We start from the raw sequence: 14654 nt of genomic DNA, 5'->3' as shown, positions 1-14654 counted from the left end.
GGTTCCGTGGCACGCCCCCGCGTCCTGCTGGCGCTGGTCCTGATCGCGGCCGCGATGCCGGTGCGCGTGTTCAGGGCCGTGCCGGGGATCGACTCGGTCTCCGTGCTGGACGTCCTGCTGGCCGTCGCCGCCCTGACCCTCTTCCTCGACCTGGCCTGCAAGCCGCTGGACCTCGGCTACCCGGGGCTCTTCGCCCTGCTGAGCGTCCCGGCCGTCGTCTGCGGCCTGTCGATGCTGTGGACGCAGGACCCGAGCACGACCTTCCGCGCCACGCTCGTCTACCTGGAGGGCCTCGTCGCCTACCTCTTCGTCGTGCGGGAACTCCGCGGCGCCTCACCGGGCCGTGTCATGACGTACATCAGGCGCTACGCCTGTCTGCTCGTCGTGCCCGCCGTGCTGCTCCTGCTGCGCGTGCCCGGGTTCGGTCCCGAGGAGCCCGGGCTGCCCACCGACTCCGACCGGTATCTCTCGTACTACACGAGGCTCTCCCACCCCGCCCTGGGCCCCTCGAACAATCTCGCCACGGTACTGGCCTTCTTCGTCCCGCTGCTCCTGTACTGGGGCCATGTGCGGCACGAGCGGTGGTTCACCGTGGCCGGATGCGTCACGCTCGCCGCGGTCCTCGCGACGCTCTCCCGCGGGGTCGTCCTCGGACTCCTGACGGCGGCGGTCCTCGCGGCGCTGGGAAGCCTGCTGCGGAGCCGGCAGGTGGGCGGCCGGGTGTTCGGAAAGGCCGTCGCCGCCCTGGCGGTGGCCGTGATCGCCGTCGTGCTGCTGTACCGGCTGCTCCCGCACGCCCTGGTGGCCAGCCGGTTCAGCCCGGCCAACGTCCTCATCCGTTCGGAGTTCGCCGTCGAGGCCGTCGAGAAGATCGCCGAGCGGCCGTTCCTCGGCTACGGCGGGGGAGCGGCTCCCGACGGCATGGCGAACCTGGCGCGGGTCCACAACACCTATCTCCAGCAGATGGTGTACTTCGGGGTCCTGCTGGGCGGCCTCGTCTCGCTCGTCCTGGTCGGGACGGCCGTGTTCTTCTTCTCCCGGTGGCGCACCAGCGGGGCCGCCCGGGTCGTCGGGTTCACGCTCGTCGCCCAACTCGTCGTCTTCGCGGTCGAGTCGAGCTTCGAGGGCACGGTCCTCCGGGTGCTCTTCTACCTCTCCGTCGGGCTCGCCACCGCGTGGGTCCGCGCGTCCGAGACCGACCCGGGCGGGCTGTCGCCCTCCGGCACGAGGAGCTGACGCCATGTCATGGAAGCGAAGGGCCAACGCGGGACTGCGGCGCGTCACGGGATGCGAGGTCCGGCGGGTGCCCCGGTCGGCCGCGGCCGCCTACCCCGCCGACTACGACGAGGAGGCGAAAGCGGTGATCGCGGCGGTCCGGCCCTACTCCATGACGCCTGCCGAGCGGGTCAACGCGCTGATCCTGGCGACCCGTTACGTCGTGCGCCACCGCGTCCCGGGCACGGTGGTGGAGTGCGGGGTCTGGCGGGGCGGCAGCATGCACGCCGTGGCCCGCACTCTTCTCTCGCTCGGCGCAGCCGACCGCGAGCTGTTCCTCTTCGACACCTTCGAGGGCATGCCGCCGCCGACCCGGCACGACCGCAGACACGACGGGGAACCGGCCGACCGCCTGCTCGCCGACGCCGACCCGGACAGTCTGATCAGGGCCGTGGCGAGCCTCGAGGACGTCAAGTCGGGCTTCGCGCCGATCCCCTACCCGAAGGAGCGGATCCACTATGTGCGGGGCCTGGTCGAGGAGACCGTGCCCGAACACGCGCCCGAGCAGATCGCGATCCTGCGCCTCGACACGGACTGGTACGCCTCCACCCGGCACGAACTGGAGCACCTGTACCCGCGTCTGGTCCCCGGCGGAGTCCTGCTGATCGACGACTACGGCACCTGGCAGGGATCACGCCGGGCGGTGGACGAGTTCCTGGAACGGACCGGTGAGCGGCTGTTGCTGCTGCGGATGGACGAAGGGCGGATCGCGGTCAAGCCCTGAGAGCCGGCGGCTCGTCGAGCAACCGGCTCACCCCCCTTCCGCCGCCCCGTGGGACAGTGCCGCGCGGACCGAGCTCGCGGCGAACCCGCACGTGCGCCGCACCAGCTGCCGGTCGGCCACCGTCATGGCGACCGCGAAGAGGGCCGCGGCGCAGCCGCCGCCCGCGAGACCGGACCACAGGGTGCCGCCACCCCGTGCGGACACCGTCCAGCCCAGCGCGGACGCGCCCACGCCGGCGAGGACGGGAGCGATGAGCGGGCGGGCCAGCCGCACGGGAATGCTGCGTGTGGTCGCCCGGCCGATCACCAGCGCCTCCACCACCCCCGCCGCGCACCAGCCGAGGCCCACGGACGCCACCCCGAGCGGCACGAGCAGCGGCACGGTGACCGCGAACCAGGTCACCGCCTGGAGGATGCCCGCCCGCAGCACGGTCCGTGCGTCACCGAGCGCGTACAGATAGCCCTGGGCGGCCACCGAGACCGACCCGCCCACGGCCAGCCCCAGACAGGCGCCGGGCACGGCCGCGGCCGCGTCCCGCCACTGGGGCCCGAAGAGACCGGGCACCAGCCCCGGCGCGGAACCGGCGAGCGTGGTCAGGACGAAGCCCATGCCGACCGAGGTGATCTCGACGGCCTGCTGCACCAGGCGTGTGCTGCGGTCCCGGTCGGAGACCAGCCGGGACATCGTGGGGAACGAGACCCGCCACAGCGACTGGAGGATCAGGTACGGCACCTCCATCAGCCGTTTGGCCAGGGCCCACAGGCCCAGCTGGGCGACCCCGCCGAGAGCCGCGACGCACACGTTGAGGAGCTGGTCGCGCAGCAGCCAGGTCGCGTTGACCGCCTGGAACCGCAGGCCGAACCCGACGAGCGGTCGGATGAGCCGGAACGTCGGCCGGGGCCGCACCAGCCCGTCGGGGCACACGAACGCCATCACCACCGCCCCGGTCAGGGCCCGGACCACGGTCGCGGTGGCGAGCCCCCACACCCCGAACCCGGCCGCCACGGTGCCGATCGCCCACGCCTGGTAGCACAGCACCTGGGACATCTCCACGGCCACCAGCCGCCGGTACAGCAGGGCTCGCTCCAGCAGGATCCGGCCGGGGAACTGGAGGGCGACGAACGGCATGGAGGCGACCATGACGGCGGTCACCCAGGCGACCCGGCCGAGCGGGACCGCCACCGCCGCGGCGAGCGCCGTCATCGCCAGCGTCAGGCCCAGTTGCAGCGCGCTCAGGGCGCCGAGCTCCTCGCCGCTCGGGGGCTGCTCCCGTCGGATGAGCCCGGCGCCCAGACCGCCGTCGGAGACGAGCCCGGCGAACAGCACGAAGGACATGCCGACGGCGACCACGCCGAGGTCCCGGGGTTCGAGCAGCCGGGCCACGACCACGTTCCCGGCGAACCCCAGCAGGAGGATCACCAGTCCGCGGGTGCTGACGACGAAGACGCCCGCCTTGGCGCGCCGTTTCAGCTCGCTGCCCGTGAGGACCTCGTCCTCGCCGTGCGGTCGCCCGGCACCCATGCCGAGGTCAGCCGGCGTTCCGCCGTGCGCGCCGGCGGGCCAGCCGGGTCCTGATGCCGAACCGGCCGAGCTGGTGCCGGCCCTGGTCGTGGACGAGGGTCACCGCGTCGGCCCGGCGCCGGTCGAGAGCGGCGGCCCGCCCCTCGCGCAGCCGCAGCGGCAAGGCCGGCGGGTCCAGCCGCAGCGGGACATCGGGCGCCAGGAGCAGCCGGGTCATGAGCGTGGAGTAGACGGTGTCCCGGGTCGCCCTGAGCCACGGTTTGGCCAGCACGTGATGGAGGAGGAAGGGCTCGGTTCCGTCGGCGTACCGGCACGTCAGACGGTCCCGGTCGACCAGCTCGAGGCCGGGGAACGGCGGGTGGGGGGCCAGCCGGTGGTCGAGGACGAGGAGCTCGTCGTGCTCGAACCGGGCGGCGAGCACCGCGTTGAGCACGTCCTGGTCGGCGAAGTAGAAGGGGTCGTCCAGGGTCGCGCTGCCGTATCTGCTGTGCGCGACGCCGACGGTCCGCTGCCCCTCGGTCCACGGCGGCAGGAGCCGTTCCGTCAGGGCGTGCGGGTAGGCGAGGAAACCGGCGTTCAGATAGCGCCGGCGACGCAGGGGGCCGAGGCCGAGGGTGGTCTCCCACTCGGGATGGAAGCGGTGGCTGTTGGGCAGGCAGTCGACGAAGGCCACGATGCGCCCCTGACGGGCCGCCTCGGTGAGTTCCGTCAGCGGCCGGGTGACGATGATGTCCGCGTCGATGAGGACCGCGACCTCCGCGGGGCGGCGCAAGGGACCGTAGGGGGCGACGAACACGGCGGGCATGTCGGGCGAGGGCGGCTCCACGAGGACGACGTGGTCCGCGAGCAGCACCCGCTGCTCGGACGACAGGCCGATGTCCACGACGACCAGGGGCTCCTCGTGGCCCGTCAACCGCAGGGAGTTGAGCAGCGCCACCAGCCCGGGGAAGAACCGCCGGTCGGCGACCGTGTAGAACGCCGTGCCCGGCAGTACGGGGGAGTCGTCCACTGTTTGATTCTATGGCGGTATGAACCAACTGTCCTGTATGCATAGAATTACATGATCCTCATGCGGCGGCCCGGGCCTGTGGCCGATGCCACATGCGGGGCCAATCCGCCGTCTGCGTGCGGCGATTCAGGCGGATGTGCGCTTCCGTGCCGAGTTCCGTCAGTTCCGGTAATCGGTTTGTCGACATATGCTCCGGGACCCGTCGGCCGCATGGTGTTCAGGAGGTTTGTCCGTGGGCGTTTTTTCCGGGTCGGGATCGCTGTCCCGCAGATCGATGCTGGGACTGATGTCCCTGCCGTTGCTCGCGGCGAAGCCGCCGCGTCCCGCCAAGGGCGCGACGAGTACCGACGTCGTCCTCGTCACGGACTACGCGACGCCCCAGCTCGCCGCGAATGCGGCCGCCGGCAAGCGGCTGCGTTTCCCGGCCGGCCGGACGTACCTCGTCGAGGATCTGCTGATTCCGGCCGGCTGTTATGTCGAGGGCAACGGTGCGGTCCTCAGGACCGCGAACGCGACCACCACGGACAGCAGCGACGACGGCATCCTTCGCGTCGGCGGAAACGGTGTCACCGTCGACGACCTGAAGTTCGACGGGAACATACAGAACCAGAACGGTGTCTGGAACCAGCACCGCCACCAGATCAGGGTGCACGGCGATATCAGCAATGTCCTGGTCATGAACTGCGACTTCTACAACATCATCGGCGACGGCGTGTACATCAACGTCGGCTCCGCCGGGGCCACCGGGCACACCATCGAGGTCCGCGACTGCACGTTCACCGGGGCCAACAGCAACCGCAACGGCGTCAGTGTCACCTCGGGAACGAACGTGCACATCCACCACAACACGTTCACCGACATGGCCCGGCCCGATATGCCGGGTGCGATCGACGTCGAGCGGAACGCCGTCACGGACGTGATCTCCGACATTCTGGTCGAGTACAACACGATCACGCGGGCGGCTCTTTCCGGCACCGGTTCCCGGTACGGAATTCTCGCGGCCATGTTCAATTGCGTCGGCACGAACATCGTGTTCCGGAACAACGATATCAGCGGCGCCGGGCTGAGCGCCGGCTGCCTGATCATCGGCGACAACAGCGGAACGCTGAACACGAGCACGATCTCCGTCACGGCGAACGAGATCCATGACGCCGGGGGTGCGGGGGTCGAGCTGAACTACGGCATCAGGCCCGACATCACGAACAACCGGTTCACGAATCTCTCCCCGGCGATCCTGAACTACTTCTCCTATCTCGGGGACACCTCGGGGAACACGTTCACCGACGTCGGTACGCAGATTTCCTAGAAGGATCTTCCCGTCCGAGCGGTTGTGGCGCTCCGTATCCCGTGGTTAGGGTGTACGTATACATCGTAAATATACAGACTCGACCCACTGTTTCGGGGTGAGCATCTGTGGATCACGGCTCGGACTGTTTCGCGATCACCCCCTACGGCCGGGGTGCCGGAAGCTCGCGGGTCCGTGTCTTCGAGTGGCTCGACCGCATCGGCACGGACTTCGCCGTCGGCAGCTATCTCTCCCTGTCCGACGCCGCCCCGTCCCGCCTCCTGCGGCACCCGGTGTCGCTGGCCCGGGCGGAGCTGCGGCTCGCGGACGTCGTACGCGCCGGACCCCGGCGTCTGCTGCTGCACCGTGAGGCCTCCCCGCTCAGCCGCGGCTGGTGGGAGCGGCGGCTCCTGAGGAGCGCGGAGTTCGCCGTCTACGACTTCGACGACGCCCTGCAGTGGGACCGGGGCGAGGGCGGTCTCGTCCGCGGACTCGCCCCCAAGGCGGTCAAGGCCCAGGTGGCCGTGGAGCACGCGGACCGGGTCATCGCGGGCAACGCCGTGCTGGCCGACTGGGCCTGCGCACGCCACCGCGACGTCGTGGTGATACCGAGCTGTGTGGCCCTCGGGGACTACGTGCCCAAGAGGTCGTACACGCTGCACGACCCGCCGCGGCTCGGCTGGATCGGCTCACCGCACAACGAGGCGTCTCTGCTGCTGATCTCCGGGGCGCTCAGGGAGGTCCACCGCCGGACCGGGGCCCGGGTCACGGTCGTCGGCACCACCACGCCCTCCCTCGGCGACCTGGAACCTTTCATCGACCGGATCGCCTGGAGCCCGGACAGCCAGCGGGAGGCCCTGTCCGCGATGGACATCGGGCTGATGCCGCTCGCGCACACCGCCTACAGCCTCGGCAAGTGCGGCTACAAACTCCTCCAGTACGCCGCCGCCGGGCTCCCCGCCGTGGCGACCCCGCTCGGCGTCAACACCGAGCTGCTGTCCGCGTTCGGCATGCCCGCGCCCCGCGACCGGGACGAGTGGACCGCCGCGCTCCTCGGTCTGATCGACTCGTCCGCGACCGTCCGGGCGGGCCTCGGCCGGAACGCGCGGGAGATCACCGGGCGCAGGTACTCGTACGACGCGTGGCTGCCCCGCTGGGCCGCCGCCCTGGAACTCGGGCCGGTGACCCCGTGACCGGCGGGGACCGGCCCGTGCCGACCGCCGACATCGTGATCGTCAACTGGAACACGGGCCGCTGCCTGGCCGACTGTCTGCGGTCGATCGCCGCGACCGACACGTCGCTGTTGCGTCCGACGCGGATCGTCGTCGTCGACAACGCCTCCACGGACGACTCCCTGCACCACCTCACCACCGGCGACACCGTCGCCGGCGTTCCGCTCGACGTGGTGCGCAACGCGCGCAACCGCGGGTTCGCCGCCGCCTGCAACCAGGGTGCGGACCGGGGGACGGGCGACTTCGTGCTCTTCCTCAATCCGGACGCGCAGCTGTACCCCGACACCCTCCGGGCCGTCGGCCGGTTCCTCGGGACGCCGGACGCGGACGGCTTCGGGATCTTCGGCGGGCTCATGGTGGACGAGCTGGGCCGTCCGCGGATCTCCTGCTCGCGCTTTCCCACCCTGCGGGTCTGGGTCGGGAAGATGACCGGCCTGGACCGGCTGGCCCCCGCGCTCTTCCCCCCGCACCACCTCGGACCGCGGGAGCTGGCCCGCTCGGGACCGGTGGACCAGGTGATCGGAGCGTTCTTCCTGGTGCGCCGCCCCTTGTACACCGAGCTGAACGGCTTCGACGAGCGCTACTTCCTCTACCTGGAGGACGTCGACCTCGCCTTCCGCGCCCGCGAGGCCGGCTGGCCCTCGTACTACCTCCGGCAGGCCCGCGTGCACCACGCGGAGAACGTGAGCTCCTCCCAACTCGGGCCATGGCGCCACTACTTGATGCTGTGCAGCCGCACCACCTACGCCTGCCTGCACTGGCCCAGGTCCCGGGCACGGCTGCTCACGGCACTGACCCTGTCCCTGGAGCCGGCCGCGCGGCTGACGGCCGCCGCCGTGCACGGCCGGTGGGCGGACCTGCGGACCACCGCGGCCGTCTACCGGCGGTACCTGCACTGGCTCCGCACCGGCCGCCGCAGCGACCCGTCGGCACCGGTGCCGCCCGACCCGCGCGAGGCCGGCCCGGCGTCGGGCGGCACGACCAGGAAAAGAGGCGGTCCGTCCCATGCGCACCGTTGACGAGACTCCCCCTGCCACCCTGCCCGCGACCGGTACGGTGCGGCTCCCGGCGTCGCGCCGGGTCCTCGACGTCGTCGTCGCGCTGACCCTCCTCGTGGTGCTCGCGCCCCTGCTGGCGCTGCTGTCCCTGCTGGTCGCCGTGACGAGCGGCCGACCGGTGCTCTTCCGGCAGCCGCGGACGGGGCAGGGGTGGCAGGAGTTCACCCTGTACAAGTTCCGCAGCATGCGCAGCGGCAGCGCGGGCCCCCAGGTCGCAGGCGGCGCCGACCCGAGGATCACGGCCACCGGCCGACTGCTGCGCCGGCTCGGCCTCGACGAACTTCCGCAGCTGTGGAACGTCCTGCGCGGCGACATGACCCTGGTCGGCCCCCGCCCCGAGGTCCCGGACCTGGCCCGCCGCTATCCGCCCGAGCACCAGTGGGTGTTCCGGCACCGCCCCGGCCTCACCGGCCCCTGCCAGCTCCGCTCCCGCGCCTACGCCGACCAGCTCGACGGCCACCCGGACCCCGAGGCGTACTACCTGAGGGTCCTCGTGCCCCGGCGCACCGCCCTGGACGCGGAGTTCCTGGACCGGGCCACGGCCCGGAACGTCGTGCGGTACCTCGCCCGGACCGCCCTGTATGTCCTGCGCACCCCGTGGGACGAGGCCCGGGAGCGCCGAGGGGGCGGGTCCTGATGCGGGCCGTGGTGACCGGCGCGGCCGGGTTCATCGGCTCCCACCTGAGCGCTCACCTGCTGTCCCACGGGGACGAGGTCGTCGGGGTCGACGCCCTCACCGATTTCTACGACCCCGCCCGCAAACGGCACAACCTCGACCGGCTGTTGCGCCGCAAGGGCTTCCGTTTCCACCGCGGCGACCTGCTCGACCTGCCCCTGCGGCAGCTGTTCGCGCACGCCGACGCCGTCTACCACCTCGCGGGCCAGCCCGGCGTCCGTGGCTCCTGGGGGCCCGAGTTCGCCGTCTACCTGGAACGCAACGTCCTGGTGACCCAGCGGGTCCTGGAAGCGGCGCGGGACACCGGACTGCGGCGCCTGGTCTTCGCGTCCAGCTCGTCCGTGTACGGCGACGCCGAGGCCTACCCGACGCCGGAGACCGTGCGCCCCCGTCCGGTGTCCCCGTACGGCGTCACCAAGCTCGCCGCGGAGCAGCTGTGCGAGACCTACCGCACCGTCTTCGGCGTCCCGGCCGCCTCGCTGCGGCTCTTCAGCGTCTACGGCCCCGGACAGCGGCCCGACATGGCCTTCGCCCGCCTGGTCGCGGCCGCCCGCGCCGACCGTCCCTTCCCGCTGTACGGCGACGGAGGCCAGAGCCGTGACTTCACCTACGTCCAGGACGTGGTCGCCGCGATGCGTGCGGCCGCGCTCTCCTCCTGGTCCGGCGTCGCCAACCTCGGCGGCGGCAGCGAGGTGACCCTGCGTCAGGTCATCGGCCTGCTGGGCGACCTGGACGCACCGGTACGGGTCGTACCGGGCCCCGCCCGTCCCGGGGACGCCCGCCGCACCGCCGCCGACATCACCCTGGCCCGCAACGCCTTCGCCTACCGCCCGGCCACGGGTCTGCGGGCCGGGCTCGCCGCGATGCTGCGTGCCGAGTCGTCGCCGGGGGTCGCGTCACCGGTCACGACGACCCCTGCGCCCCCCGGTAGTAGGCGATGATCTCCTCCTCCGTCATCTCCCGGTCCCGCCGACGCCCCAGGAAGTAGACCGCCGACGCGTCGTCCTGGGCGAAGTCCGGCGGTACGAGGTGGTCCAGGCCGCGCAGCCAGAACAGCGCGGCCCGGGTCGCGCGGCCCGCGAGGGCGCTGCGGGTCAGGCCCCGCACCAGGTGGTCGACGCTCCACAGCATCTGGGTGCCGGGGCCGGCGACGGGCCCCGCGGCGAGTTCCTCGAACCTCCGGAACAGATAGCGGTGGCCGCTCGCGGTGAAGCGCGTGAAGTCGTGGGCGCCCGCGTGGACCTGCTGAAGGAACGGTGTCTCGGCATAGACCAGCCCGTCGTCCCGCAGCACCCGGTGGATCTCGGCGACCACCTGCGCGGGGTCCAGCACATGCTCCAGCACGGCCTGCACCAGCACCGCGTCGACGCTGGACGTGCGCAGCGGGATGCGGTGGGCGTCGGCGACGAACTGGGTGGCCGGGCTGGTGACGATGTCGAACCCGATCACCCGCACGCGCGTGTCCCGGTAGACCGCCTCCACCCCGTTCCCGACCGTCGCCCCGCCCACGACGAGCAAGGTCGGCGCCGGGCCCGGCAGAGCGCGCAGCAGCAGGTCGATGTTGACGGCCGCAACCTGGTTCGGCGGCTTGGCGATCCGCCGCAGCGGGGTCGGCAGCGCGTCGGCCCCCCGGTGCACGTGCGCGGGGGACGCGAGGGCGGCGACGGCCTCCCGGCACACCACGCTGTGCTCGAAGTCGACGAGCACGGGGGCTCCCGCCACGTCGGGAAACGCCGGGGAGGCGTGATAGGCGCAGTCCGGCGCGGAGCACCGCAGCGCACCGGCCCCTGCACCGGCGCCGGCTCCCGCTCCGGTGCCGGTCCCGGCCGGGTCGGCCTCCAGTCCGGCGCGGCAGCGCGGACATACCAACAGCGGCCTGATGACGTCCAGTTCGGCCAGGACCATGCGCGCTCCTCAGACCCCGGGATCACCGACGGCCTGTTCCGGCGCCGGGCTCGCCATCTGACATCCTCGCCCGGATTGACCCGGATCGCCTGCCGGGAGAAGATGTACGTATACGCCGTAAATATACGGTTTAGGGCGATAGTGGACGAGTGGTGGTGGACGATGCGGCACGGGACACTGGCCCCCGGTTCGGGGCGTCCGGCCGGTGACGCCGACTGGCCGGGCACGCCCCCGCGGGTCGCGTCGGCGGCGGAGCTGCCGCCCCCGCCGTCGCTGCCCCGCGTCAAGGTCCTCCATGTCATCACCCGCCTGGAGGCCGGCGCCGGCGGCAACACCCTGCTGTCGGCCCAGGGCATGGACCCCGCCCGCTACGAGGTCTGGATCGCCGGAGTCCCCGGCGGCTCCCTCTGGGGCCGGGCCCGGGCCGCCGGTCTGCGCACGGTCGAGATACCCGGGTTCCGGCACACGCTGACCCCGGCGGACGTGGCGGTGCTGTGGCGGCTGACCCGGCTGATCAGGCGCGAGCGGTTCACCATCGTGCACACCCACTCCGCCAAGGGCGGCTTCCTCGGGCGGGTGGCCGCCCGGCTGTGCCGCACACCGGTGGTCGTGCACACCTTCCACGGCGTCAGCTTCCACCCGTACCAGTCCCGCGGCCGGCGACTGCTCTACCGCCGCCTGGAGCGCGTCACCCGGCGCTTCACCCACCGCTTCCTCGCCGTCGCGCCCCGCCTGGCCGAGCAGGTCGTCGAGGAGCGCCTCGCCCCACCGGGAGGCGTCCGGGTCGTCCCGTCGGCGGTCGACCTGGCACACATCCCCGAACGCTTCGACCCGCTCGCCCGCCGCGTGCTCGGGACGCCGCGCACGACGGCCCTCGTCGGCACCGTCGGCCGGCTCGACAGCCAGAAGGCCCCCCTCGACTTCGTCCGGATGGCCGCCGCGCTGCACGCCGAGCGTCCGGACACCGCCTTCGTGATGATCGGCGAGGGGCCGCTGGAGGGGGACGTGCGACGGCTCGCCGCGGAACTCGGCGTCGACCTCACCCTCACCGGGCACCGGACGGACGCCGCCTGGCTGGTCGCCGGGCTGGACGTCTTCGTGATCACGTCCCTGTACGAGGGACTCGGCCGGGCGCTCACCGAGGCCCTCGCCACGGCCCGCCCGGTCGTCGCCACAGCCGTCAACGGCGTGCCCGACCTGGTGGAGCACGGCGCCACCGGGCTGCTCGTCCCGCCGGCCGACCCGGACCGGGCCGCGCGGGCCGTGCGCTGGCTGCTCGACCATCCGCACCAGGCGGCCGACATGGGCCGTCAGGGCCGGCGCCGGGCCCGCCGGGGCTTCACCCCGCAGGCCATGTGCGCCGCCGTCGACGCCTGCTACCGCGAGCTGCTCGGCCTCCCGCCGCCCGGCCCGGCCCCCGACCGCTGACCCGGCCGGCCGCCCACCGCACGGCCCCCCCGCACGCCCGCCCCCGGGAGATCGACATGCGCCTCACCGTCATCGGCACCGGATACGTGGGAGCCGTCCACGCCGCCTGCATGGCGGACCTCGGTCACCGGGTCCTCGGCGCGGACGTCGACCCGGAGCGGATCGCGGCGCTCACCGCGGGCCGGCCGCCGTTCTTCGAGCCCGGTCTGGGCGGGATGCTCAAACGCGCCGTGGACAGCGGCCGGCTGCGCTTCACCACCTCGACGGCCGAGGCCGCCCGATTCGCCGCCACCCACTTCGTCTGCGTCGGAACACCGCCCCTGCCCGGTTCCGGCGCCGCGGACCTGCGGTACGTCGAAGCGGCCGTGGACGAGCTGGTCGCACACCTGCCCGAGGAGCGGGACGAACGGGTCCTCGTCGTCGGCAGGTCCACCGTGCCGGTGGGGACGGCCCAGCGCCTGGCCGGGCGGCTCGGCACCGCCGCCGAGGTCGCCTGGAACCCGGAGTTCCTGCGCGAGGGCTGTGCGGTCCAGGACGCCACGCGGCCGGTACGCATCGTGGCGGGCGTCCGGACCGCGTGGGCGGAAGCCCGGCTGCGGGAGGTCTACGCGCCCCTGACGAGGCTCGGCACTCCCTTCGTCGCCACCGACCCCGCCACCGCCGAACTGGTCAAACTCGCCTCCAACTCCTTCCTCGCCACCAAGGTCTCCTTCATCAACGCCATGGCGGAGATCTGCGACGTCACCGGCGCCGACGTCCTGGCCCTGGCCGGGGCGATGGGCGCCGACCCCCGTATCGGGCCGGGCTCCCTCGTCCCCGGGCTGGGGTTCGGCGGCAGCTGCCTGCCCAAGGACATCCGGGCCTTCGCGGCCGCGGTGGAGGAACTGGGCCTCGGTGAGTCGGTGGCCTTCCTCCGCCAGATCGACGCGATCAACTCCCGGCAGCGGCTGCGGACCGTCGAACTCGCCGCGCACCTGGTCGGCGGGTCCTGCACGGGCCGCCGGATCGGCGTCCTCGGCGCCGCGTTCAAACCCGGCAGCGACGACGTCCGGGACTCGCCCGCGCTCGCCGTCGCCGAGGCGCTGCGACGGCGGGGAGCGCAGGTGCGCGTCCACGACCCCGAGGCGGCCGACAACGCGCGCGCCGTACGTCCGGACCTCCTGTTCGCGCCGGACGTCACCAAGGCGTGCGACCGGGCGGATCTGGTGCTGCACCTGACCGACTGGCCCCAGTACCGGGACCTCGACCCCGCCGAGCTCGCCACGGTGGTGCGCACCCCGACGATCGTCGACGCCCGCCACACCCTCGACGCGGCGGCCTGGCGCGCGGCGGGATGGACCCTGCACGCCCCGGGCCGGCCCCGGCAGGCCGTGCGACGACAAGGGGGAACACCATGAACGAGCCCACGGCGGCCACGAACCAGGGCCCGCACGGCCCCCACGGCGCAGCCCGACCCTCCCCACGTGCGGCGGCCCCGCCGGTGTGCCGCCGTCACAGCAGGGCGCCGGTCCCGTCATGACGCGCACCCGCATCCTGGTCACCGGAGGAGCCGGGTTCGTCGGCTCGCACTACGTCCGCGCCCTGCTCGGCCCCGACGGCCCCGCCGACGTCACGGTGACCGTCCTCGACGCGCTCACCCACGCCGGCCGCCCGGCCGATCTCGACGACCTGCGCCGTACGGATCACTTCGCCTTCGTCCGGGGCGACATCTGCGACCAGGAACTCGTCGACGAACTGCTCACGGCACACGACCAGGTCGTGCACTTCGCCGCCGAGACCCGCGCCGACCGGCCGGGCCACGAGGCCGAGGCCTGCGTGCGCACCAATGTGCTCGGCACCCAGACCCTCGTCGACGCGGCCCTGCGCCACGGGCCGAAGCGGTTCGTGCACATCTCCTCCGACGAGGTGTACGGCTCGATCCGCGCCGGATCCTGGCCGGAGACCGACCCGCTGCGGCCCAACTCGCCCCGCGCCGCCACCAAGGCCGCCTCGGACCTGATCGCGCTGGCCTGGCACCGCACCCACGGCCTCGACGTCCGGGTCGCCCGGGGCTGCACCACCTACGGCCCCCGGCAGTTCCCCGCGCGGCTCGTGCCCCGCTTCATCTGCCTGCTGCTGGAGGGCCGCCCGGTCCTCCTGCACGGCGGCGGACACGACGTCCGCGACTGGATCCACGTCGACGACCACGTCCGGGGCATCGAACTCGTCCGCACCCGCGGCCGCCCCGGTGAGGTCTACAACATCGGCGCCGGGAACGAGCGGTCCGTACGGGATGTGACCGCCCTGCTGCTGCACGCCTGCGACGCCGACTGGAGCCGGGTCGGCATCGTGACCGACCACACGGTCCACGACCGGCGCTACGCGGTCGACACCAAGAAGATCCGCGACGAACTCGGCTTCGACCCGCGCCGGGACCTGGCCGCCGGTCTCACGGAGACCGTCGACTGGTACCGCACCCACCGGTCCTGGTGGGAGCCGCTGCTGCACCTGGCCGAACGCGACGAGGGCAGGGCGGGGGTGTACCTCAGGTCATGAACACAC

The 14654-nt window shown here is 72.8% G+C and carries 13 protein-coding genes; 10 read left to right on the top strand and 3 right to left on the bottom strand.

Annotated features, from left to right (window positions below; all coding sequences use genetic code 11):
* Window positions 1–6: 6 nt before the first annotated feature.
* The gene (locus H295_RS0110730) at window positions 7–1236 is read left to right on the top strand and encodes an O-antigen ligase family protein (protein WP_020135363.1); all 1230 of its coding nucleotides are present in this window, start codon (window positions 7–9) and stop codon (window positions 1234–1236) included.
* Window positions 1237–1240: 4 nt separating this feature from the next.
* Window positions 1241–1999, top strand: coding sequence for a TylF/MycF/NovP-related O-methyltransferase (locus H295_RS0110725; RefSeq protein WP_020135362.1), 759 nt, complete (start codon window positions 1241–1243; stop codon window positions 1997–1999).
* A gap of 27 nt (window positions 2000–2026) precedes the next feature.
* Here H295_RS0110725 and H295_RS0110720 read toward each other — a convergent pair whose 3' ends face one another.
* On the bottom strand, window positions 2027–3520 hold the full coding sequence (locus H295_RS0110720; protein ID WP_020135361.1) for an oligosaccharide flippase family protein: 1494 nt from the start codon (window positions 3518–3520) through the stop codon (window positions 2027–2029).
* Between the two features lie 7 nt (window positions 3521–3527).
* On the bottom strand, window positions 3528–4529 hold the full coding sequence (locus H295_RS0110715) for a hypothetical protein (protein WP_020135360.1): 1002 nt from the start codon (window positions 4527–4529) through the stop codon (window positions 3528–3530).
* 187 nt (window positions 4530–4716) lie between these two features.
* Here H295_RS0110715 and H295_RS0110710 point away from each other — a divergent pair, with 187 nt between their 5' ends.
* The 5 genes from H295_RS0110710 to H295_RS43085 all read left to right on the top strand — a co-directional run bounded on the left by H295_RS0110710 (window position 4717) and on the right by H295_RS43085 (window position 9721).
* On the top strand, window positions 4717–5835 hold the full coding sequence (locus H295_RS0110710; protein WP_078616621.1) for a right-handed parallel beta-helix repeat-containing protein: 1119 nt from the start codon (window positions 4717–4719) through the stop codon (window positions 5833–5835).
* Between the two features lie 107 nt (window positions 5836–5942).
* On the top strand, window positions 5943–7007 hold the full coding sequence (locus H295_RS0110705) for a glycosyltransferase (RefSeq protein WP_020135358.1): 1065 nt from the start codon (window positions 5943–5945) through the stop codon (window positions 7005–7007).
* 17 nt (window positions 7008–7024) lie between these two features.
* Window positions 7025–8065 carry a glycosyltransferase family 2 protein gene (locus H295_RS43095; RefSeq protein WP_158691039.1) on the top strand — a complete coding sequence of 347 codons (1041 nt, stop codon included), beginning with the start codon at window positions 7025–7027 and terminating at the stop codon, window positions 8063–8065.
* A complete protein-coding gene (locus H295_RS43090; RefSeq protein WP_020135356.1) occupies window positions 8052–8741 on the top strand; it encodes a sugar transferase in 690 nt (229 codons plus the stop codon). Before H295_RS43095 ends, H295_RS43090 begins: the two co-directional genes overlap by 14 nt.
* On the top strand, window positions 8741–9721 hold the full coding sequence (locus H295_RS43085; protein ID WP_020135355.1) for an NAD-dependent epimerase/dehydratase family protein: 981 nt from the start codon (window positions 8741–8743) through the stop codon (window positions 9719–9721). The genes H295_RS43090 and H295_RS43085 overlap by 1 nt, the downstream gene beginning before the upstream one ends.
* Here the strand turns inward: H295_RS43085 and H295_RS0110685 are convergent.
* Complete coding sequence (locus H295_RS0110685) at window positions 9684–10685, bottom strand: class I SAM-dependent methyltransferase (RefSeq protein WP_020135354.1); 1002 nt, start codon at window positions 10683–10685, stop codon at window positions 9684–9686. The genes H295_RS43085 and H295_RS0110685 overlap by 38 nt on opposite strands.
* Window positions 10686–10847: 162 nt before the next feature.
* Here H295_RS0110685 and H295_RS0110680 point away from each other — a divergent pair, with 162 nt between their 5' ends.
* The 3 genes from H295_RS0110680 (at window position 10848) to H295_RS0110670 (ending at window position 14648) form a co-directional block, all read left to right on the top strand.
* Window positions 10848–12113, top strand: a complete 1266-nt coding sequence (locus H295_RS0110680; protein ID WP_020135353.1) for a glycosyltransferase — start codon at window positions 10848–10850, stop codon at window positions 12111–12113.
* A gap of 56 nt (window positions 12114–12169) precedes the next feature.
* A complete protein-coding gene (locus H295_RS0110675; protein ID WP_028809243.1) occupies window positions 12170–13510 on the top strand; it encodes a UDP-glucose dehydrogenase family protein in 1341 nt (446 codons plus the stop codon).
* 118 nt (window positions 13511–13628) lie between these two features.
* Window positions 13629–14648, top strand: coding sequence for a dTDP-glucose 4,6-dehydratase (locus tag H295_RS0110670; protein ID WP_020135350.1), 1020 nt, complete (start codon window positions 13629–13631; stop codon window positions 14646–14648).
* The last annotated feature ends 6 nt before the right edge of the window (window positions 14649–14654 follow it).

The sequence above is a fragment of the Streptomyces sp. 351MFTsu5.1 genome, assembly GCF_000383655.1.
GTDB lineage: Bacteria > Actinomycetota > Actinomycetes > Streptomycetales > Streptomycetaceae > Streptomyces > Streptomyces griseorubiginosus.
Note: the sequence above shows the minus strand (reverse complement) of the source record. Positions and strands in the feature narration are given on the sequence as shown.

What these genes read in the sequence shown, in the direction of transcription:
- H295_RS0110725 (WP_020135362.1), top strand. Translation starts at nt 1,241, where the DNA reads ATGTCATGGAAGCGAAGGGCCAACGCGGGACTGCGGCGCGTCACGGGA.
- H295_RS0110685 (WP_020135354.1), bottom strand. Translation starts at nt 10,685, where the DNA reads ATGGTCCTGGCCGAACTGGACGTCATCAGGCCGCTGTTGGTATGTCCG.
- H295_RS0110710 (WP_078616621.1), top strand. Translation starts at nt 4,717, where the DNA reads ATGCTCCGGGACCCGTCGGCCGCATGGTGTTCAGGAGGTTTGTCCGTG.
- H295_RS0110680 (WP_020135353.1), top strand. Translation starts at nt 10,848, where the DNA reads ATGCGGCACGGGACACTGGCCCCCGGTTCGGGGCGTCCGGCCGGTGAC.
- H295_RS43085 (WP_020135355.1), top strand. Translation starts at nt 8,741, where the DNA reads ATGCGGGCCGTGGTGACCGGCGCGGCCGGGTTCATCGGCTCCCACCTG.
- H295_RS43090 (WP_020135356.1), top strand. Translation starts at nt 8,052, where the DNA reads ATGCGCACCGTTGACGAGACTCCCCCTGCCACCCTGCCCGCGACCGGT.
- H295_RS0110670 (WP_020135350.1), top strand. Translation starts at nt 13,629, where the DNA reads ATGACGCGCACCCGCATCCTGGTCACCGGAGGAGCCGGGTTCGTCGGC.
- H295_RS0110675 (WP_028809243.1), top strand. Translation starts at nt 12,170, where the DNA reads ATGCGCCTCACCGTCATCGGCACCGGATACGTGGGAGCCGTCCACGCC.
- H295_RS0110720 (WP_020135361.1), bottom strand. Translation starts at nt 3,520, where the DNA reads ATGGGTGCCGGGCGACCGCACGGCGAGGACGAGGTCCTCACGGGCAGC.